The organism is Paenarthrobacter sp. GQ52, assembly GCF_059759005.1.
Map to the genome: position 1 here is coordinate 42,632 of NZ_JCAXEJ010000007.1, position 17,274 is coordinate 59,905.

19 protein-coding genes are annotated in these 17,274 nt (G+C 62.1%); 8 read left to right on the forward strand and 11 right to left on the reverse strand.

The window, feature by feature from the left end:
• Positions 1 to 64 precede the first annotated feature (64 nt).
• Positions 65 to 1,309, forward strand: a complete 1,245-nt coding sequence (locus AC6CH8_RS11410; RefSeq protein WP_498190587.1) for a low temperature requirement protein A — start codon at positions 65 to 67, stop codon at positions 1,307 to 1,309.
• A gap of 81 nt (positions 1,310 to 1,390) precedes the next feature.
• Here the strand turns inward: AC6CH8_RS11410 and AC6CH8_RS11415 are convergent, their stop codons facing one another.
• Both AC6CH8_RS11415 and AC6CH8_RS11420 read right to left on the reverse strand, forming a co-directional pair.
• Positions 1,391 to 1,927 (reverse strand): HD domain-containing protein, encoded by a 537-nt coding sequence (locus AC6CH8_RS11415; RefSeq protein ID WP_498190589.1) that lies wholly within the window; start codon positions 1,925 to 1,927, stop codon positions 1,391 to 1,393.
• Between the two features lie 128 nt (positions 1,928 to 2,055).
• Positions 2,056 to 2,847, reverse strand: coding sequence for an SDR family NAD(P)-dependent oxidoreductase (locus AC6CH8_RS11420; protein WP_498190590.1), 792 nt, complete (start codon positions 2,845 to 2,847; stop codon positions 2,056 to 2,058).
• A 103-nt stretch (positions 2,848 to 2,950) separates the two neighbouring features.
• Here AC6CH8_RS11420 and AC6CH8_RS11425 point away from each other — a divergent pair, with 103 nt between their 5' ends.
• Positions 2,951 to 3,562 (forward strand): TetR/AcrR family transcriptional regulator, encoded by a 612-nt coding sequence (locus AC6CH8_RS11425; RefSeq protein WP_498190591.1) that lies wholly within the window; start codon positions 2,951 to 2,953, stop codon positions 3,560 to 3,562.
• 28 nt (positions 3,563 to 3,590) lie between these two features.
• Here the strand turns inward: AC6CH8_RS11425 and gluQRS are convergent, their stop codons facing one another.
• On the reverse strand, positions 3,591 to 4,478 hold the full coding sequence (gene gluQRS / locus AC6CH8_RS11430) for a tRNA glutamyl-Q(34) synthetase GluQRS (RefSeq protein WP_498190593.1): 888 nt from the start codon (positions 4,476 to 4,478) through the stop codon (positions 3,591 to 3,593).
• Between the two features lie 360 nt (positions 4,479 to 4,838).
• Between gluQRS and AC6CH8_RS11435 the strand changes: the two genes are divergently transcribed.
• The gene (locus tag AC6CH8_RS11435; RefSeq protein ID WP_024818488.1) at positions 4,839 to 5,297 is read left to right on the forward strand and encodes an Lrp/AsnC family transcriptional regulator; all 459 of its coding nucleotides are present in this window, start codon (positions 4,839 to 4,841) and stop codon (positions 5,295 to 5,297) included.
• 6 nt (positions 5,298 to 5,303) lie between these two features.
• Here the strand turns inward: AC6CH8_RS11435 and AC6CH8_RS11440 are convergent, their stop codons facing one another.
• Positions 5,304 to 5,759, reverse strand: coding sequence for an Lrp/AsnC family transcriptional regulator (locus AC6CH8_RS11440; RefSeq protein WP_091463568.1), 456 nt, complete (start codon positions 5,757 to 5,759; stop codon positions 5,304 to 5,306).
• A gap of 103 nt (positions 5,760 to 5,862) precedes the next feature.
• On the opposite strand from AC6CH8_RS11440, the gene AC6CH8_RS11445 reads away from it, so the two are divergent.
• A complete protein-coding gene (locus AC6CH8_RS11445) occupies positions 5,863 to 6,519 on the forward strand; it encodes a LysE family translocator (RefSeq protein ID WP_420179266.1) in 657 nt (218 codons plus the stop codon).
• 11 nt (positions 6,520 to 6,530) lie between these two features.
• Here AC6CH8_RS11445 and AC6CH8_RS11450 read toward each other — a convergent pair whose 3' ends face one another.
• The 3 genes from AC6CH8_RS11450 to AC6CH8_RS11460 form a co-directional block, all read right to left on the reverse strand.
• A complete protein-coding gene (locus AC6CH8_RS11450) occupies positions 6,531 to 6,998 on the reverse strand; it encodes an SRPBCC family protein (protein WP_498190596.1) in 468 nt (155 codons plus the stop codon).
• Complete coding sequence (locus tag AC6CH8_RS11455; protein WP_498190597.1) at positions 6,995 to 7,381, reverse strand: ArsR/SmtB family transcription factor; 387 nt, start codon at positions 7,379 to 7,381, stop codon at positions 6,995 to 6,997. The genes AC6CH8_RS11450 and AC6CH8_RS11455 overlap by 4 nt, the downstream gene beginning before the upstream one ends.
• A gap of 106 nt (positions 7,382 to 7,487) precedes the next feature.
• Complete coding sequence (locus AC6CH8_RS11460) at positions 7,488 to 8,459, reverse strand: hypothetical protein (RefSeq protein WP_498190599.1); 972 nt, start codon at positions 8,457 to 8,459, stop codon at positions 7,488 to 7,490.
• 156 nt (positions 8,460 to 8,615) lie between these two features.
• On the opposite strand from AC6CH8_RS11460, the gene AC6CH8_RS11465 reads away from it, so the two are divergent.
• Positions 8,616 to 9,095 (forward strand): DUF4383 domain-containing protein, encoded by a 480-nt coding sequence (locus tag AC6CH8_RS11465; protein WP_091463589.1) that lies wholly within the window; start codon positions 8,616 to 8,618, stop codon positions 9,093 to 9,095.
• Positions 9,096 to 9,259: 164 nt separating this feature from the next.
• On the opposite strand, the gene AC6CH8_RS11470 is transcribed toward AC6CH8_RS11465, so the two are convergent.
• From AC6CH8_RS11470 to AC6CH8_RS11485, 4 genes are all read right to left on the reverse strand, one after another.
• A complete protein-coding gene (locus AC6CH8_RS11470; RefSeq protein WP_498190601.1) occupies positions 9,260 to 10,075 on the reverse strand; it encodes an IclR family transcriptional regulator in 816 nt (271 codons plus the stop codon).
• Between the two features lie 71 nt (positions 10,076 to 10,146).
• Positions 10,147 to 11,403 carry an aminopeptidase P family protein gene (locus AC6CH8_RS11475; RefSeq protein ID WP_498190603.1) on the reverse strand — a complete coding sequence of 419 codons (1,257 nt, stop codon included), beginning with the start codon at positions 11,401 to 11,403 and terminating at the stop codon, positions 10,147 to 10,149.
• 28 nt (positions 11,404 to 11,431) lie between these two features.
• Positions 11,432 to 12,790: an MFS transporter gene (locus AC6CH8_RS11480; RefSeq protein ID WP_498190604.1), complete on the reverse strand. Its 1,359-nt coding sequence runs from the start codon at positions 12,788 to 12,790 to the stop codon at positions 11,432 to 11,434.
• A 598-nt stretch (positions 12,791 to 13,388) separates the two neighbouring features.
• A complete protein-coding gene (locus AC6CH8_RS11485; RefSeq protein ID WP_498190606.1) occupies positions 13,389 to 14,060 on the reverse strand; it encodes a GntR family transcriptional regulator in 672 nt (223 codons plus the stop codon).
• 150 nt (positions 14,061 to 14,210) lie between these two features.
• On the opposite strand from AC6CH8_RS11485, the gene glyA reads away from it, so the two are divergent.
• Genes glyA through AC6CH8_RS11500 form a run of 3 tightly spaced genes read left to right on the forward strand, consistent with a single transcriptional unit; the run spans position 14,211 to position 17,272 of the window.
• The gene (glyA, locus tag AC6CH8_RS11490; protein ID WP_498190608.1) at positions 14,211 to 15,593 is read left to right on the forward strand and encodes a serine hydroxymethyltransferase; all 1,383 of its coding nucleotides are present in this window, start codon (positions 14,211 to 14,213) and stop codon (positions 15,591 to 15,593) included.
• A complete protein-coding gene (locus AC6CH8_RS11495; RefSeq protein ID WP_091463603.1) occupies positions 15,590 to 16,810 on the forward strand; it encodes a sarcosine oxidase subunit beta family protein in 1,221 nt (406 codons plus the stop codon). Before glyA ends, AC6CH8_RS11495 begins: the two co-directional genes overlap by 4 nt.
• A 21-nt stretch (positions 16,811 to 16,831) precedes the next feature.
• A complete protein-coding gene (locus tag AC6CH8_RS11500) occupies positions 16,832 to 17,272 on the forward strand; it encodes a sarcosine oxidase subunit delta (protein ID WP_498190610.1) in 441 nt (146 codons plus the stop codon).
• Positions 17,273 to 17,274 lie beyond the last annotated feature (2 nt).

Sequence of the window (17,274 nt, forward strand, 5' to 3'; positions counted from 1 at the left end):
AGGGGGACTCGACGCATTCCGGCGATCTCGGCGTGGAGGCAAGGGCAACGGTAATCTTTGTGCCATGTCCTCGAATCCCCTTCGCCATGCGTTGTCCCGCATGGGCGGCCGCGATCCCCATGAAAAGCACCGCACAGCAACACCGCTGGAGCTCTTCTTCGACCTGACCTTTGTCATCGCTTTCGGTGTTGCCGGCAGCCAGTTCGCCCATGCAGTGGCGGAAGCGCATTTCTGGCCAGGTCTCCTCGCCTTCTCCTTCGCCATGTTCGCGGTGATCTGGGCATGGATCAACTTCACATGGTTCGCCAGCGCCTACGACACCGACGACTGGGTGTTCCGCGTAGTCACGATGGTGCAGATGGTGGGTGTCCTCATCCTGGCCATGGGCGTCGAGCCGGTGTTCCACTCCATCATCGAGGGCAAGCACGTGGATAACTTCACCATGGTGCTCGGCTACATCGTCATGCGGGTGGCCCTGATTTTCCAGTGGCTGCGCGCAGCCCGCCAGGATCCCGAACGCCGGGAAACCTGTTTGCGCTACGCGAAGTACGTGGCGATCGTCCAAATCGGATGGGTGGTGGTTCTCTTGGTCGATGCGAGCGTCCTCACCACCTTCCTCATGGCAGCTCCGCTGTTCATCATGGAGATGGCGGCACCGTACTTCGCAGAACGCAACATCCGTACCCCGTGGCACGCGCACCACATCGCGGAGAGGTACGGCCTTTTGGCCATCATCGCCCTGGGTGAATGCTTGATTGGTGCCATTGAAACGCTGCGTGCCATTGTGGCCACCCACCAATGGTCCATGGATGCGGCCTTGGTTGGATTGAGTGGCACCGGGCTGGCCTTCGCCATGTGGTGGATCTACTTCATCCTGCCCTCGGGTCCGGCACTTCACGTCCAGCGGCACCGTTCCTGGGTGTTCGGCTATGGGCATATGCCGATCTTCGCTGCCATTGCCGCCACCGGGGCTGGACTGCATGTTGCCGCGTACTACATTGACCACGAAGCCCACATTCCTGCGGCCGCCGCGGTGGCCTCCATCGCCATTCCCATCATTGTTTTCAAGGTCTCACTCAGCACGCTGTACGGCATCATGCTCGGCCTGGACCGCGAACACTTCCTGAGTTCCGCGCTGGTGGTCCTTGGCTTGGCTGCAAGCATTGCCCTGGCCGCCGCCGGCGCCTCCGTGCCCATCTGCATGTTGACAATGATGGTGGTCCTGGGCCTGTCCATTGCTTACGACGAACGACGCGGGCACAAGGGCCGGGCAGCAGCCCTCCGGCGGCTGGAAACCGCCGCGGGCTAAGGCATCCCCCTGCGTTGCGGGGCCCGCTTTGCACCCCAAGTCCGTCCCATTGTGCGCAGAGCGGGCCTCACAACGAGTGGGCTACTCCGGAACGATCTCGTCCAGTTCCCGAAGCAGGTACGGGTTGATCCGCTCCAGGATCATCCGGACCTCTTCGCGGGGAACCGCCGTGTAGAGCACGGGTCGGGCATCGGCGTATCGGGTTACCGGCTGCTTGTCCGGCCACTTTTCAGCTAGTGCCTTGACCCTCTCCGGCAGTGAATTGTGCGCGTTGTCCGCGATCTTCACCAACGTTGCGTCGTGGTCCTCCGCAACGAAACGGATGCCGGCGTCGTAATCATCCGGGTCGTCGTGGAAGCGGCGGGTGACGCGTTCGATGATGTCTACCGCCCGCTCGGACACTCCCATTTCAAGCAGGGCCTGGCGAGTGATGGGCGTATCCTCGGCGATGTCATGAAGGTACCCTGCGATCTGGATATCCTCGTCAAAGTCGGCGAGCGCGTCGCCCACAGCCAGAACGTGCTCCCGATAAGGACGTTTGAGCTTGTCCTTCTGCCGGTTGTGAGCCACCTCGGCCAAAACCTGGGCTGTCTCTACGGTAAAGCGTGGTTCGGTCATGCTGGCCTCCGGCTTGAAGAGGGACCGACGGGGATCGGTCCTCACCTTCAGGCTATCCGCTGTTCCCGGACCCGCAGCACCGCCCCTCCAATCGCAAAGCCCTGCCGGTCCTACCAGTCCTGCCGGTCCTACGAGTCCTGAACAGCGCGCGCCGCGATGGCGACGGTAATGGCCCGTGGCAAACGCTGGGCGAACCCGGCTGCAACACGGTTGGCCCAACCCGAGACGACGCTGCCGGGAGTGTCCTTGCGATCGAGCGCCTTGAGGGCAGTCCCCACAACCTGTGCAGAGGTCTGCATCTTGCCTACCGCTGCGGACTCACCGCCGAGGACGTCAAAGAACTCTGTACGCGTCGCACCGGGGCAGAGGGCCAGGACGTTGAGTCCGGTGTTTTTGGTTTCGTGGGCAACTGCTTCGGTGAAGCTCAGGACGAAGGCCTTGGTGGCGCCGTAGACGGCCATGCCGGGGATGGGTTGGAACGCGGCAGTGCTGGCGACGTTCACCAAGGCACCCTTCCCGGAGGCTAGCAGGTCCGGCAGGAAGGCACGCGTAATGTCCACGAGGGCGGCAACGTTCAAGGAAATCTCGGATGCGATGGTGTCCGGGTCTTCCTTGACCAAAGGACCGTGGGTGCCGAAACCGGCGTTGTTGATCAAGGTGTCGACGGTGATTCCGCGGCCGGCCAGTTCGTCGAGGAGCTCGCGTCCCACTCCTGCGCGGCCGAGGTCCATGGGGAGGACGGTCACTGTGACGCGGTGGCGTGCGCGCAGGTCCTGAGCCAACTCCTCCAGGCGGTCTGCACGCCTGGCCACAAGGACAAGGTTGGAGCCCAGGGCAGCAAATTGTCCGGCGAACTCAGCGCCCAGGCCGGAGCTGGCGCCCGTGATGAGTGCAGTGGTGCCTGTGTATGTCATGGTCATGGCGGAATCCAATCAATTGAGTCGGAGACTAATGTAGTCGCTGTCTACATGGTAGGCAGTGTCTACTTTGTTGTCAATGACTACATTGGCATAGAATGTAGTCATGACTGACCAGCCCTACCACCATGGCAAACTCCGGGAAGCACTCTTGGGCCGCGCCATGGAAACCATCGAAGAAGCTGGCGTGGACGGGCTCTCCTTGCGGCAACTGGCCCGTGATGTGAATGTCAGCCACGGCGCGCCGGCCAAGCACTTCCGCGACAAGCAAGCCCTGATCGACGCCGTGGCACTGGCCGGCTTTGAGTCGATGAACCGCCGCATCCTTGACGCCGCCCATTCAGGCGAAGACCTCCGGGAGCGTTTCGTCAATGTTGGGAAGGCCTACGTGGACTTCGCGGTTGAGCACCCCGCCCTGCTGACGGTGATGTACTCCACCAAGCACCATCCCGATTCCAGCGAAGAGCTGCGAAGCACCGGCGTGCAAGGCATCCACGTTGCCCGGGCAATGATTGCCGAGGCACAGCAAGCCGGCGTCCTGGCCGCCGGTGACCCCGAAACCCTGGCCATGGTGTGCTTTGTGAGCCTTCATGGCACGGCCCTTCTCGCCGCCGGCGGTCAGCTGGACGGGAATTCAGTGGAGTACGTGGTCACCGCTACAACCGACACATTGTGGGCGGGAATGGCGGCCGGAGTCCCGGCAGCGCAGCTCAACTAAGCTGCACTTGCCCTGCGCGGTGCACAGTTCAGGCCCGGGGAGTTTTCCACACCCAAGGCGTCTTTGGCACGTGACGCGGAGTGAAGTGCGGCAGGGCCGCCTGCAGGGTTCCCGAGGGCAGTCCAAGAGACTCCAGCAGTAGGTCACGCACACGTTCTGCAGGAATTCCGACGGCGGCGAGGTCGCCCAGCGTGACGGCCCCGTCGCGCTTCGCCAGCCTCACGCCGTCGTGGTTAACAACCAACGGAACGTGCGCGTATTCAGGGATCGGCAACCCGAGCAGCGTCGCCAAATAGGCCTGCCTCGGCGTGGATGGGAGGAGGTCATCGCCGCGCACAACTTGGTCAATTCCCTGGTGGGCGTCGTCAACCACCACCGCGAGATTGTAGGCGGTCACGCCGTCGTTGCGGCGAAGCACAAAGTCGTCCACGACGCCCGCATATTTACCGAGCAACTGGTCCTCAACAGCCCACTCCGAAACCTCCGCCCGTAAGCGGATGGAGGCGGGACGCGTGGCGCGCCGGATCTCACGTTCGGCATGGGAAAGCCGTCGGCACGTTCCCGGATAAGCGCCCTGCGGAGCATGCGGCGCGGAGGGGGCCTCCTGGATTTCCCGTCGCGTGCAGAAGCATTCATAGGTCCGGCCATCTGCCGCCAGACGCGCAATCGCTTCGTCATACAGCGCCGCGCGTTCAGTCTGGCGAACGACGGCGGCGTCCCAACTGACGCCGACGGCCCGCAGATCGCGGAGCTGCTCCGCCTCAGCGCCGGAGCGGGCGCGGTCCAGGTCCTCAACTCTCAGCAGGAAATCGCGGCCAGTGGACTTCGCGAAGAGCCAGGCGAGAACCGCGGTCCTCAGGTTGCCTACGTGCAGTTCGCCAGAGGGGCTCGGGGCGAAGCGGCCAGCAGCAGTCATGATCCAAGCCTATTCGCCGGACAGGGGAGGCAAAGACCGGGTCAGGCAACACAAGAGCCCCTCAGCTACCGCAACGATCCGGTAGCTCAGGGGCTCTTGCTGTGGCGCCCCAGTGAAGGGACGGGTGCAGAATGACAATGCTGTGAACAAGAGTCAATCAGCGGCTGCTTCCTTGCGGGAAACCTGTGCAGGGCTCCGGGTGATGTTCCGGGTTCCTGATGCCTGCGGGGTTTGGCGGTAGCCGCGACCTGCTTCGTTGTCACCATTTCAGCAGAAGGCATACAGTTGGTGCAACGGACATCATATTGATTGATCGATCTGACCAGTCTCAAGTGAAAAGCTCGACAGGAAGTGGTCACTTTGCAGGAACTCGACGCTACAGACCGTCGGATCCTCGCCGCCTTGGACGAAGATCCGCGCGTGCCCATCATGGTGCTGGCCCAGAAACTTCACCTCGCCCGGGGCACAGTTCAGTCGCGCCTCGAGCGAATGACGGCGTCCGGGGCCCTCCGCCCCAACAGCAGTCGCGTCTTGCCCTCGGCCTTGGGACGTGGCGTGGCTGCCGCCGTCAGTGCCGAGCTCGACCAAAGCCACCTCAACGAAGCTATTGCTGCCCTGCGGGAGATCCCCGAAGTTCTCGAATGCCATGCTCCCGCCGGCGATACCGACCTCATCATCAGGGTGGTAGCCAAAAGCCCGGACGACCTGTATCGGGTATCCGAGGAAATCCGGCTGTGCCCGGGGATCGTGCGCACGTCCACCAGCATGTTCCTCCGCGAAGTGATTCCCTATCGGACCACTGGACTACTGGCGGAGTAGGTCTCCTCAGACCGGCGGTCCTATGTTGGTTTTCAGATTCTTCATCACCAGGGTTGACGTGAGGCGCTCCACCGCGGGAAGTGCCGCGAGTTCGTCGTCGTAGAAGCGCTGATACGCGGGCAGGTCCGCGGCAATGACCTTGAGCAGGTAATCAGGGGATCCGAAGAGCCGCTGTGCCTCCACAATGTTGGGACTGGCAGTCACACGCTCTTCGAACTCCGCCATGATGGTGCGCTCCACCTGCTTGAGCGTGACAAAAACAATCGCTTCAAAGCCCAGGCCCACCGCGGCAGGATCGATGTCTGCACGGTAGCCGCGGATCACCCCTGAGGACTCCAAATCGCGGAGCCTCCGATGACATGGAGCCACGGTCAAACCCACCTTGGAAGCAAGGGCTGTGGCAGTCATCCGGCCGTCCTCTTTGAGGTGGCGCAAAATAGTTCTATCAATCCCGTCGATCACGCAATTATCTTACCGAAAATGGCTCCGCCCGGGCTAAAAACGGGAACACTTACGGGCCGACTTTCCCTAGAGTTTTCCTACCACCTAGCCTGGGAGAGAAAACTTGAATCCGCAGCTGTTCCTCGCCTTCATGCTCGTCGCCGTCAGCTTGGCGTGCACACCGGGCGTCGACTGGGCGTACTCGATTTCGGCGGGCCTCCGTCAGCGCAGCTTCGTCCCTGCCGTCGCCGGCTTATGCAGTGGTTACGTCATCCACACTTTGCTGATGGCTGCAGGACTGGCCGCCCTCTTGGCCGGAGTTCCAGGACTATTGGGATGGCTGACCATCGCGGGGGCCGCCTACCTGCTCTGGCTCGGCATTGCTACCCTCCGCACGTGGCGAGCTGCCAGCTTTAGTGCGGAAGGCGGCGTCGTGCAGTCCGGAAACCAGCTCCGCACCTTCCTTCAGGGCATGGGCACCAGCGGCATCAACCCCAAGGGCCTGCTCTTCTTTGTGGCGCTGGTGCCGCAGTTCGTCAGCCCCGAGGCAGCACTGCCTGTTCCGGTCCAATCGGGCTTGCTGGGCCTGACCTTCGTAATCCTCGCCGGGTTGGTTTACACCGCCGTCGCATTGACTTCCAGGAAGCTGCTGGCCTCCCGGCCCGGCGCCGCCCGGGTAGTGACCCTGGTCAGCGGAGTCATCATGATCGGACTTGGGACAGTGCTGCTGTCAGAGCAACTCCTGTCGCTTCTGCCGCAGTTCCAGGCTGCAAGCAGCTAAGCGATAAGCGGCTAGGCTGCGAGCAGTTCGTCCAGCCGCTCGTATCCTTCGATCACGCCGTAATCCATCCCTGTAGCCAGGGCCATGTCGCGTGCTTCAACCGAGGGGTAGACCTCGTGCGCCGACATCCTGGTCCTGCCGTCGATTTCCTCGAACGTGGTGGTGCTGATGACCACCTGATTCGGCGCTCCTTCGAACTCGGTTGTCTGGATGATCAACGCGTCGGCCTCGACCGTGTGGAACACGCCGCGGAATCCGTACATCCCGCTATCGTCGCCGCTTTCGTAGCGCCAGCTTCCGCCGGTGGTGGCGTTGTATTCGGTTATCTTCGTGACCGTGCTGCGCGGGCCCAGCCATTTGGCCAAGAGGTCCGGGTCAACGTGGGCTTTGAAAACTGCACTGACCGGGGCATCGAATTCGCGGACTGTATCAACGAACGGGACGCCACTATCAGCGGTGATTGTTGTTGGATTGCTCATTTCAGTTCCTCTTTCTTCTTTGCTGTCGTGTTCTCTTGTTCATGGTGGGAGATGCCGACACCCAGCAACTCGTCCAACTGGCGGAAGCGTGACTCGGCGATCAGTCTGTACTGGTCAATCCAAGCCGTCAGTCGCTCCAGGGCTGCCGCATCCAAATGAACCGGCCGGCGCTGGGCGTCGCGGGAACGGGTGACCAAGCCGGCATGCTCCAAGACTTGAATGTGTTTCGAAACCGCCTGTTTGGTGATGGCGAAGGGTTCGGCCAGCTCATTGACAGTGGCGTCTCCCCGCGACAGACGGGCTACCATGGCCCGTCTCACCGGATCAGCCAACGCCATGAAGGCCTTATCCAGGGATTCCGACCCCAGGGCATCTTGTTCCATTTCCGCTTCAACCCTTTCTTCAACCAACGTTGATCAACTTACTCGTTGATCAACTGATTGGTTGATTAAGAGAATACGCCTCTCCTGAGTACGGCACAAGGGTGTTTTATTCGCCGCCCAGCTGCCTGAAGTCGTTCTCCCAGAGACGCCGCATCTCGGCGTCCTTGCGGATGACTTCCAAAGTCTCAAGCTCGGCGGGCGGGGCTGGCCGCTTGGATCGCGGAGTGAGGGTGCGGCGGCCTTGGTCGAGCGCGAGCAACGCCCTGTCGGTCAAGGCATCATTCTTCAAGGCCAGGTTGGTTTTCCGACGCCGGAGGACTTCCTTCAAGGCAACCTGGGCCGATTCGAAGTCGCCCCTTGCCCGCTGCGACCGCGCCCGCATCAACAACAGCGCGGCCGACAGGTCATCCGTGTTCAGCAAACCTTCTGTCCACAGCACCACGTCGCGGTGGCGCTCCAGCGAATACGCCGCCGTGCACCGCGCCAATGCAGAAGGCAACGACGGCGGCAAAGTCACCACCGCTTCCAATGCCGCCTCGGTCATCCCCATTTCCCGGAGACAATGGGACAACGTCAGAAACACGGCTTCCTCACTGAACAGGACCGGAACTTCGATGCGTTCGGCTACCTCGACTTTGGTGACCACCTGCCCAAGGTACGTAGCCGAGAACTGGCTGGCGTCGTCGTCGATCCTTGTTGTTAAACCGCGCTGCAACAGCTCGGACGCCCTCAGGAATCCGCCATGCTTGTACGTGAGCAGCCCCGCCATCACGTGGCATAAGCCGGCCCAGCCCGGATATGTGCGGCCGAAAGCAAGGAGCCGATCGGGCTCCGTGGAAGTGAACACGGCCTCATGCATGGCCTTCGCCGTCTTGGAAGACAGCATCCTGAGCCTCGGGACATTCCCCACCACGGACAACCTCGCATGGTCGCGACCGCTGAGGACCCCGGAAAGCACGTCATTGACGCCGTCGGCCAGGCCACGGACCGGCGTGCGGACGTAGCCCTCGCGGAAAGGCGTGAGATCGCGGGTGTCATGGAAGATCGTATGCACACGTCCGTCTGGAGCTTGGCTCATAAATCCATGCTAACCGCCGCTGAACTGGGCTCATCCCCTGCTATCGGAGGCATTTCAGGAGTATTATGGCGGCGTCGGCAAGGTTTTGCGACACCCCTTGCCGCAGGTCGGCTCTCCATGAGAAGAGCCGGGTAACAGCGTGAAAGGGAGGACTTGATGACCACCGCTTCGCACCCCGCCGAACACCACCACATGATGGGGTTGACGCTTCGCAACACCGCCATGGGCGTTGGCATTGTATTTCTGCTGGTAGGCATCCTGGGCTTCATCCCGGGAATCACCACCAATTTCGGCGCCATGACCTTTGCGGGACATGAATCCGGCGCCATGCTGCTTGGAATCTTCCAAGTATCCATACTCCACAACATCGTTCACCTGCTGTTTGGCGTGGCCGGCTTGGCCATGGCAAGGAACGCACGCATGGCTCGCCTGTTCCTCCTGGGCGGCGGCGCCGTGTACATCGTTCTTTGGATCTACGGCCTGGTCATCAACCAGGAAACAGCTGCCAACTTCGTCCCGTTCAATACGGCTGACAACTGGCTGCACCTGATCCTCGGCATTGCCATGATCGGGCTGGGCGCCTGGCTGGGCAGGGATGCCATGGACGAAACAACCACAGCACGACGGAAGATGTAGACCTTCCGCACGGCTTGTAATCAACGACGGCGGCTGTCCCCATGCGGGAACGGCCGCCGTTTTGTTTCCGCCGAGATGCCATTTAAGGACAATGTTCTTGCTCTTGATCGTCATCTACTGCCATCTCGGCGGAGGCTTCCGGGGCTCGACGACGGGCTGCCCGGCTACCGCGGGGCGCGGCCACCCAGGCGCGTGGTTACTTTGGCCGCGGCTGCGGCACAGGCTTCACCGAGGCTGTCCAGGGTGTCCTGCGAAACGCGGAATTTCGGTGCGGGGATCAGGACGGACGCCACAATGTCGCCACGATGGTCATAAACGGGCGAGGCCACACCCACTTCTTCAATAGAGGTCTCCCCGAAGTTCACTGCCCAGCCGCGCTTCAAGGACTCCCCGATCCGCTCGAGGTACCCCTCAATTGCGTCCTCGTCCAGACCAGGGAGGGTAATCGAGCCGCTGCGCAACAGTTGACGCACCCGATCTTCGTTCTCCGTGCCAAGGAACACCTGCACCGAGGAACTGAGGGCCTCGTTGTATCGCGCCCCCAGCGGAGTGAGGTGTTTGACCTGATGCCGGCTGGGGATCTGTTCCACGCACATGGATTCGTTACCGTTCCACACCATGAGCGCACTCGTCTCCCCCGTGCGCTCAGTAAGTTCGCGCAGCACGGGGTAGGCGACGCGGCGTTCTTCGAGTTCCGCCAGGAGTGGACCCGCCATGGCGATCATTCCCAGCCCCAAGCGGAACCTGCGCGAATCGACGTCGCGCTCTACAAGGTTTTCCTGTTCCAGCGTCGCGAGGATTCGGGAGACCGTGCTCTTGTGCAGGCCAACGCGACCCGCGATTTCGGTGACTCCCAGGAGCGGCTCGTCGGCGCTGAAGCTCCTCAACACGGCGATGGCGTTGACGATGACGGAGGTACTTTTGCTATCGCCACTGCCGTTGCTGTTTTCTGGAGCGTCGTTGGATTCCGAGGGAGTCATGGGTTCACTATATTTCGCTTGGGCAGGCGCACCGGCCGGTGGACACCACGCTGTGCTCACCGGCCGGGTCACTAGGCTCCGATGATGTTGTACTCGGGGCCGAACGGGAACTTGGTGATGTTCTCTGCCCCGTCATCTCCAACCACCAGGATGTCGTGCTCGCGGTAGCCGCCGGCGCCCGGCTGGCCGTCCAGGACCGTGATCATCGGTTCCATGGATACCACCATGCCCGGTTCCAGAACGGTGTCGATGTCCTCGCGCAGCTCCAGGCCCGCTTCGCGTCCGTAGTAGTGGCTCAGCACGCCGAACGAGTGGCCGTAGCCGAAGGTGCGGTTGGCCAGCAGTCCGTGGCTGACGTAGATCTCGTTCAGCTCGGCGGCGATGTCTTTGCAGACCGCGCCGGGCTTGATGAGTTCCAGGCCGCGCTTGTGGACCTTTACATTGATGTTCCACAGCTCCAGGGAGCGGGCATCCGGTTCGCCGTAAAACAGGGTGCGCTCCAGGGCGGTGTAGTAGCCACTGGTCATGGGGAAGCAATTCAGGGACAGGATGTCGTGTTCCTGAATCTTGCGCGTGGTGGCCCAGTTGTGGGCGCCGTCGGTGTTGATGCCGGACTGGAACCAAACCCACGTGTCACGGATTTCAGAGTCCGGGAACGTTCGGGCGATCTCGTGGACCATGGCTTCAGTGCCGATCAAGGCAACCTCGTACTCGGTGATCCCGGCTGTGATGGCGTTGCGGATGGCCTCGCCGCCGAGGTCACCAATGCGGGCACCATGCTTGATGACCGCAATCTCCTCGTCAGACTTGATCATGCGCTGACGCATCGCAGCCTGCGCGACGTCCACCAGCGTGGCTCCTGAGAAGGCTGCCTGGATCTTGTTGCGGTTGTCCAGCGGCAGCGAGTCATCTTCGACGCCGATGCGGCGCGGGTTGATACCGCGAGTGCGCAGCACTTCCTGGATGGCGTGGATGTAGTTGTCCCGGCGCCAGTCCGTGTACACAAGGTTGTCGCCGTAGCTGCGGCGCCAAGGCATCCCGGCGTCGATATTCGCCGTAATGGTGACGGTGTCTTCCTTGGTGACCACCATGCCGTAGGAGCGGCCGAAGTAGGTGAAGAGGAAGTCCGAGTAGTACTTGATGGAGTGGTAGCTGGTGAGGATGACGGCGTCGAGGTCCTTCTCGGCCATGATGCTGCGGAGGCCGCTGAGGCGGCGCTCAAACTCCGCGTCGGAGAAAGTCAGCGAAACCTTTTCTCCGTTGTTGAGGACCTTGGTGCGCTCAAGCTTGGCGACATCGTTGACGGCCTCGTTCTGGGTGATGGTCATGGTGGTTCCTTTCAATGGGTGGGTTGAACTAGTCCTGCAGCAGGGGCTTCTTGGAAGTCTCCGTGGCGAACAGGACTGCGGTGAGGGAAACTATGGCGGCGGCCACGAGGTACCAGCCGGGTGCCAGCTTGCTGGCCGTCATGCCGATCAGGAGGGTGGCCATGAACGGCGCAGTGCCACCGAACAAGGCGTTGGAGAGGTTAAAGCTGACGGCGAAGCCCGTGTACCGGACCTTCGTGGGGAAGAGTTCGGCCAGGAAACTGGGCAGGGTGCCGTCGTTGAGGGTGAGCATGCCGCCCAGAAGGATTTGAACCAGGACGATCACCAGGAAGTTGCGGGTGTCCAGGAGCATGAACGCCGGCACCGTGAGCAGGATGAACAGGACCGACGCGGTGATCAGCATGCGCTTGCGGCCGAACTTGTCCGAGGCGATGCCAGTGAGGAAGATGAAGCCGATGTAGCTGGCCAGGGCAATGGTGGTGGCGAGGAACGACTCCGTGGCGCCGAAGCCCAGCTCCTCCGACAAATACGTGGGCATATAGCTGAGGATCACGTAGAAGCCCACCGCGTTGAGCAGCACCGCGCCAGTGGCGATAACGAGTTGCTTCCGGTACGTCTTGAACATGGCCAACGCGGGAGCCTTGACGCCGTCGTCCTTCTCGGCCAGTTCACGGAACGCCGGAGTGTCCTCCAGTTTGGTCCGGATGTACCTGCCGATGAGCCCCATGGGCGCTGCGAGCAGGAACGGCAACCGCCAACCCCACTCGTTGAGCTGCTCCGCGCTAAGTACTGACGTCAGTAGGGCGGCCAGGAGTGATCCGAGCAGCAGTCCCGCTGCGGTACTGGCAGGCACGACGGCGGCATACAGTCCGCGGCGATTCGCCGGCGCATATTCCACCAGGAAGGCGGACGCCCCTGCGTACTCGCCGGCCGCGGAGAATCCTTGGACAACTCTTACGAGCAGGAGCAGAATCGGCGCCATTACACCGATGGTGGCGTAGCCCGGGATCAGTGCGATGCAGAACGTGGCCACTGACATCAACACGATCGAGAGCGAGAGCGCCTGCTTTCGGCCGAGTCGATCGCCAATATGGCCCCAGATGAAACCACCAAGCGGCCGCACGAAGAAGCTGATGGCGAAGACGCCGAAAGTTGCCAGGAGGGCTGTCTGCCGGTCTGACTCCGGGAAGAAAACTGTTGAGATGATGCCGGCCAGGTAGCCGTAAACGGCGTAGTCGAACCACTCAACAAAGTTGCCGATGAAGCTGGCGGTGACCACTCGCCGTCGAGTGTCTTTGCTGACTGTGTTGTTGGGGCTGAGGGCGTGGTTGGAGCCGGAGGCGGGTGAAACACCTTGCTCGGCTGCCACAGAGGATTCATTGCTCATGTGTCCACCAAAATCATTGGGGTTGCATTCAACGCAACGCTGTTGCACCAGAGTATGTGTGAGCGACGCCACGGTCAAGGGGTGTTTGTAGAGATTTTTGAGGTTGATAGTGCGGGACCGGTCATTTTGATGCGCGATGCGGCTGTTGCGCTCATCGCACGGAAGTTGCACTCAAAGCATCATTAACCTGCCCGACGCTCTCTCACATCCCTACCCCTTCAACCAATTGCCCTCTCACTCTCTTGAAGAAAGTTCGCCGTCGGTGGGCAACAGCAGCATCGACGCCACAGCCCAAGTGCGCCCGCGGGCGATTGCGGCAGCACCCTAAAAAACACCAAAAGGGGAGAAGGGATGGGCTCAAGCCCGAGGGACATGAGCGAGCGACGCGCTCAAGCCCGAGGGACGTGAGAGAGCGACCCGCTCAAGCACGCGGGACGTGAGAGAGCGTCGGGAGGGGGCGGGGTCATCCGGCAGCGCGCGTCTAAGGGAGGAACGACCGAGCGCGCAGAGGATGAGCCCGCCACCGGAAGGCGGCACGGCTCAAGCCCGCGGAATGTGAAAGAGCGTTGGGCTCAAACACGAGGGATGTGAGAGGGGGTCAGAGGACCTTGCGGATCGTCTCTTCGAAGCTGACGACGTGGTGCAGGGCGAGCTCAGCGGCGCGGTCTTCGTCGCCGTCGGCTATGGCAGTGAGGAGGTCGGCATGCTCGGAGATGTGGCCGGAAACGGAGGGCATTTTCTCAAGCATGTGGCACCAGATTCGGGTGGCCAGGTTGTCATAGCGAATGAGGACGTCTTCGAGGTGGGCATTGGCGGAGGCTTTGTAGATGAGCCGGTGCACTCGGATGTCGTACCGCATGAGTTCCTGGGAGGAATTGTCCTGGCCTTCAAGATCACGGATTGCAGCAGCGACGGCGCGGAGCTCCGAACGCATGGCAGGGCTTGCCATGCGGGCAGCTTTCCGGGAGGCGAGGGGCTCCAGGAGTTCGCGGATCTCGGAGACTTCGGCGAGCTGGGTAATGTCCACGCCTGTGGCGAACGTGCCGCGCCTCGGATAGGAGACCACCAGGTGGTCGCTTTCAAGTCGCTTGATGGCTTCCCGGACTGGAGTGCGCCCGATCCCCAGTTCGGCGGCGATTTGGCCGTCGTTGATGGGGTCGCCGGGTTTGACGTCCAGCATGATGAGCCTGTCGCGTAGCAGCAGGTAGGCGTTCTCCGCCAGGGATGTTCCCTGCGGAGCTGATTCCAGTGCTTCCAATGCAGCGCTCATTGCTCTCTCCCGTCGTCGTACTTCAGTTTGCTGGATGAGTTACCGCAGACCTGTTGACGACCATGTGATCTTCAACATACTATGGCAATAGTTCTAATATATCAGTTGCCTAACAGTCGGCCACTAGACAAGCTTTTGAAGGAGAACACCATGGTTGAACCGCTGATCCGCCCGCTCGCCCAGGCGGACCCGGAGGTCGATCAGGCGATCGCCCAGGAACTCATCCGCCAGCAGTCCACGCTGGAAATGATCGCCTCCGAGAACTTCGCCCCAACGGCCGTCATGGAAGCCCAGGGATCGGTGCTGACCAACAAGTACGCCGAGGGCTACCCGGGCAAGCGCTACTACGGCGGCTGCGAACACGTTGATGTGATCGAGCAGCTGGCGATTGACCGCTTGAAGTCCCTGTTCGGCGCAGAATTCGCCAACGTCCAGCCGCACTCCGGCGCACAGGCAAACGCCTCGGCCATGCACGCGCTGATCACCCCGGGCGACACCATCATGGGCCTGAACCTCGCCCACGGCGGACACCTGACCCACGGTATGCGCATCAACTTCTCGGGCAAGCTGTACAAGGTTGTCCCCTACGGCGTCCGCGAAGACACCCACACGGTGGACATGGCCGAAGTTGAACGCCTCGCCCTCGAGAGCAAGCCGCAGCTGATCGTCGCCGGCTGGTCCGCGTACTCCCGCCAGCTGGACTTCGCCGAATTCCGCCGCATCGCGGACCTGGTGGGCGCCTACCTCATGGTGGACATGGCCCACTTCGCCGGTCTCGTCGCCGCAGGTCTCCACCCCAGCCCGGTGCCGCACGCCCACATCGTCACCAGCACAACCCACAAGACCCTTGGCGGTCCCCGCGGAGGCGTGATTCTCACCAACGACGCCGACATCGCCAAGAAGGTGAACTCCGCCGTCTTCCCCGGCCAGCAAGGTGGTCCGCTGGAGCATGTCATCGCCGCCAAGGCCGTTGCCTTCAAGATGGCCGCCGAGCCGGAGTTCCAGGAACGCCAGGTCCGCGTCCTCGAGGGTTCAAAGATCCTCGCTCAGCGTCTCCTCCAGGAAGACGTCGCAGCAGCCGGCATCTCGGTTGTCAGCGGCGGAACAGACGTCCACCTGGTCCTCGCCGACCTCCGTCACTCAGTCCTCAACGGCCAGCAGGCCGAAGACACCCTGCACCGCATCGGCATCACGGTCAACCGCAACGCCGTCCCCTTCGACCCCCGCCCTCCGATGGTTTCATCCGGCCTGCGCATCGGCACCCCCGCGCTCGCCGCACGTGGCTTCAAGGCTGAGGACTTCACCGAAGTTTCGGACATCATTGCGACGGCGTTGATCGCCGCAGCGAACAGCGGCACCCAGGCAGGAACTGAAGCAGGCACCGAAGCTGACGTCACCCTGGACGACGCCAACGCCGTCGAGCTTCGCCGCCGCGTGACCGCGCTGGCGGAGAAGTTCCCGCTCTACCCCCACCTGAACAACAACGGCAATGGCGCCGTAACCGAAGCAGAACTGATTGGAGCAGCCCAGTGAGTGCAGACCACCTCCCCGAACACCCGGACTTCCTCTGGCGCAACCCGGAACCGAAGAAGAGCTACGACGCCGTTATTGTGGGCGGCGGCGGGCACGGCCTGGCCACCGCGTACTTCCTGGCGAAGAACCACGGCATGACCAACATCGCCATCCTGGAAAAGGGCTGGCTGGCCGGTGGAAACATGGCCCGCAACACCACCATCATCCGTTCCAACTACCTCTGGGACGAGAGCGCTGCAATCTACGAGCACGCCCTCAAGCTCTGGGAGATCCTCCCGGAAGAGCTGGAGTACGACTTCCTGTTCAGCCAGCGCGGCGTCATGAACCTGGCCCACACCCTGGGCGATGTCCGCGAAAGCGTTCGCCGCGTGGGCGCCAACCGGCTCAATGGCGTGGACGCTGAATGGCTGGACCCGCAGCAGGTCAAGGAACTCTGCCCCATCCTGAACATCAGCGACAACATCCGCTACCCGGTCATGGGCGCCACGTACCAGCCGCGTGCAGGTATTGCCAAGCACGACCACGTTGCGTGGGCCTTCGCCCGCAAGTGCGATGAACTCGGCGTCGACATCATCCAGAACTGTGAAGTCACCGGCTTCATCAAGGACGGCAACCGGGTCACCGGCGTCAAGACCAGCCGCGGCAACATCAACACCGAAAAGGTGGGCCTCTGCGCCGCTGGCCACAGCTCGGTACTGGCAGAAATGGCAGGCTTCCGGCTGCCGATCCAGTCGCACCCGCTCCAGGCCTTGGTGTCCGAACTGCACGAGCCGGTCCACCCCACGGTGGTCATGTCCAACCACGTGCACGTGTACGTCTCCCAGGCACACAAGGGCGAACTGGTGATGGGCGCCGGCGTGGACTCCTACAACGGCTACGGCCAGCGCGGTTCGTTCCACGTCATCGAGGAGCAGATGGCAGCAGCCGTGGAGCTCTTCCCGATCTTCGCAAGGGCCCACGTGCTCCGGACTTGGGGCGGCATTGTGGACACCACGTTGGATGCCTCGCCGATCGTTGGTCTTTCCCCGGTGGAGAACATGTTCGTCAACTGTGGTTGGGGAACGGGTGGCTTCAAGGGCACCCCTGCAGCGGGCCTGACCTTCGCGCACACCATTGCCACGGGCGCACCGCACAAGCTGAACAAGCCCTTCGCTTTGGAACGCTTCGAAACAGGCGCCTTGATCGACGAACACGGCGCCGCAGCCGTGGCCCACTAGCCAGGACAGGACAGGAAAGACATGCTCCTCATTTCATGCCCCAACTGCGGGCCCCGCGACGAAACCGAATTCCACTACGGCGGCCAGGCACACATCGCCTACCCGGAGAACCCCAACGACCTCACGGACCGCGAATGGGCTGAGTACCTGTTCTACCGCGAGAACACCAAGGGCACCTTCGCCGAGCGCTGGGTCCACAGCACCGGCTGCCGCCAGTGGTTCAACATGCTCCGCGACACCGTGAGCTACGAAATCCACTCCATCTACGCAATGGGCCAGCCCCGTCCGGAACTCCAAGCAAGCGCTGCCAGCGCCGCCGCAGGTATCAGCCCGAAGAACGGACCGTCCCAGCCCGGCGAGTTCACCCAAAGCGGGGACTTCGGCCAGGCTGGCGAACCAGGCCTCGCACCCGGCGCCGCAACAACAGGCGCCACAGCACCCACCTCCTCGGAAGGAGTCTAGAA

Bases quoted from the DNA above. Each gene is read 5' to 3' on its own strand.
- gluQRS (WP_498190593.1), bottom strand. From the start codon at position 4,478: ATGACTGCTGCTGGCCGCTTCGCCCCGAGCCCCTCTGGCGAACTGCAC.
- AC6CH8_RS11450 (WP_498190596.1), bottom strand. From the start codon at position 6,998: ATGAGCAATCCAACAACAATCACCGCTGATAGTGGCGTCCCGTTCGTT.
- AC6CH8_RS11410 (WP_498190587.1), top strand. From the start codon at position 65: ATGTCCTCGAATCCCCTTCGCCATGCGTTGTCCCGCATGGGCGGCCGC.
- AC6CH8_RS11470 (WP_498190601.1), bottom strand. From the start codon at position 10,075: ATGACTCCCTCGGAATCCAACGACGCTCCAGAAAACAGCAACGGCAGT.
- glyA (WP_498190608.1), top strand. From the start codon at position 14,211: ATGGTTGAACCGCTGATCCGCCCGCTCGCCCAGGCGGACCCGGAGGTC.
- AC6CH8_RS11480 (WP_498190604.1), bottom strand. From the start codon at position 12,790: ATGAGCAATGAATCCTCTGTGGCAGCCGAGCAAGGTGTTTCACCCGCC.
- AC6CH8_RS11485 (WP_498190606.1), bottom strand. From the start codon at position 14,060: ATGAGCGCTGCATTGGAAGCACTGGAATCAGCTCCGCAGGGAACATCC.
- AC6CH8_RS11420 (WP_498190590.1), bottom strand. From the start codon at position 2,847: ATGACCATGACATACACAGGCACCACTGCACTCATCACGGGCGCCAGC.
- AC6CH8_RS11425 (WP_498190591.1), top strand. From the start codon at position 2,951: ATGACTGACCAGCCCTACCACCATGGCAAACTCCGGGAAGCACTCTTG.
- AC6CH8_RS11415 (WP_498190589.1), bottom strand. From the start codon at position 1,927: ATGACCGAACCACGCTTTACCGTAGAGACAGCCCAGGTTTTGGCCGAG.
- AC6CH8_RS11455 (WP_498190597.1), bottom strand. From the start codon at position 7,381: ATGGAACAAGATGCCCTGGGGTCGGAATCCCTGGATAAGGCCTTCATG.
- AC6CH8_RS11465 (WP_091463589.1), top strand. From the start codon at position 8,616: ATGACCACCGCTTCGCACCCCGCCGAACACCACCACATGATGGGGTTG.
- AC6CH8_RS11460 (WP_498190599.1), bottom strand. From the start codon at position 8,459: ATGAGCCAAGCTCCAGACGGACGTGTGCATACGATCTTCCATGACACC.
- AC6CH8_RS11475 (WP_498190603.1), bottom strand. From the start codon at position 11,403: ATGACCATCACCCAGAACGAGGCCGTCAACGATGTCGCCAAGCTTGAG.
- AC6CH8_RS11500 (WP_498190610.1), top strand. From the start codon at position 16,832: ATGCTCCTCATTTCATGCCCCAACTGCGGGCCCCGCGACGAAACCGAA.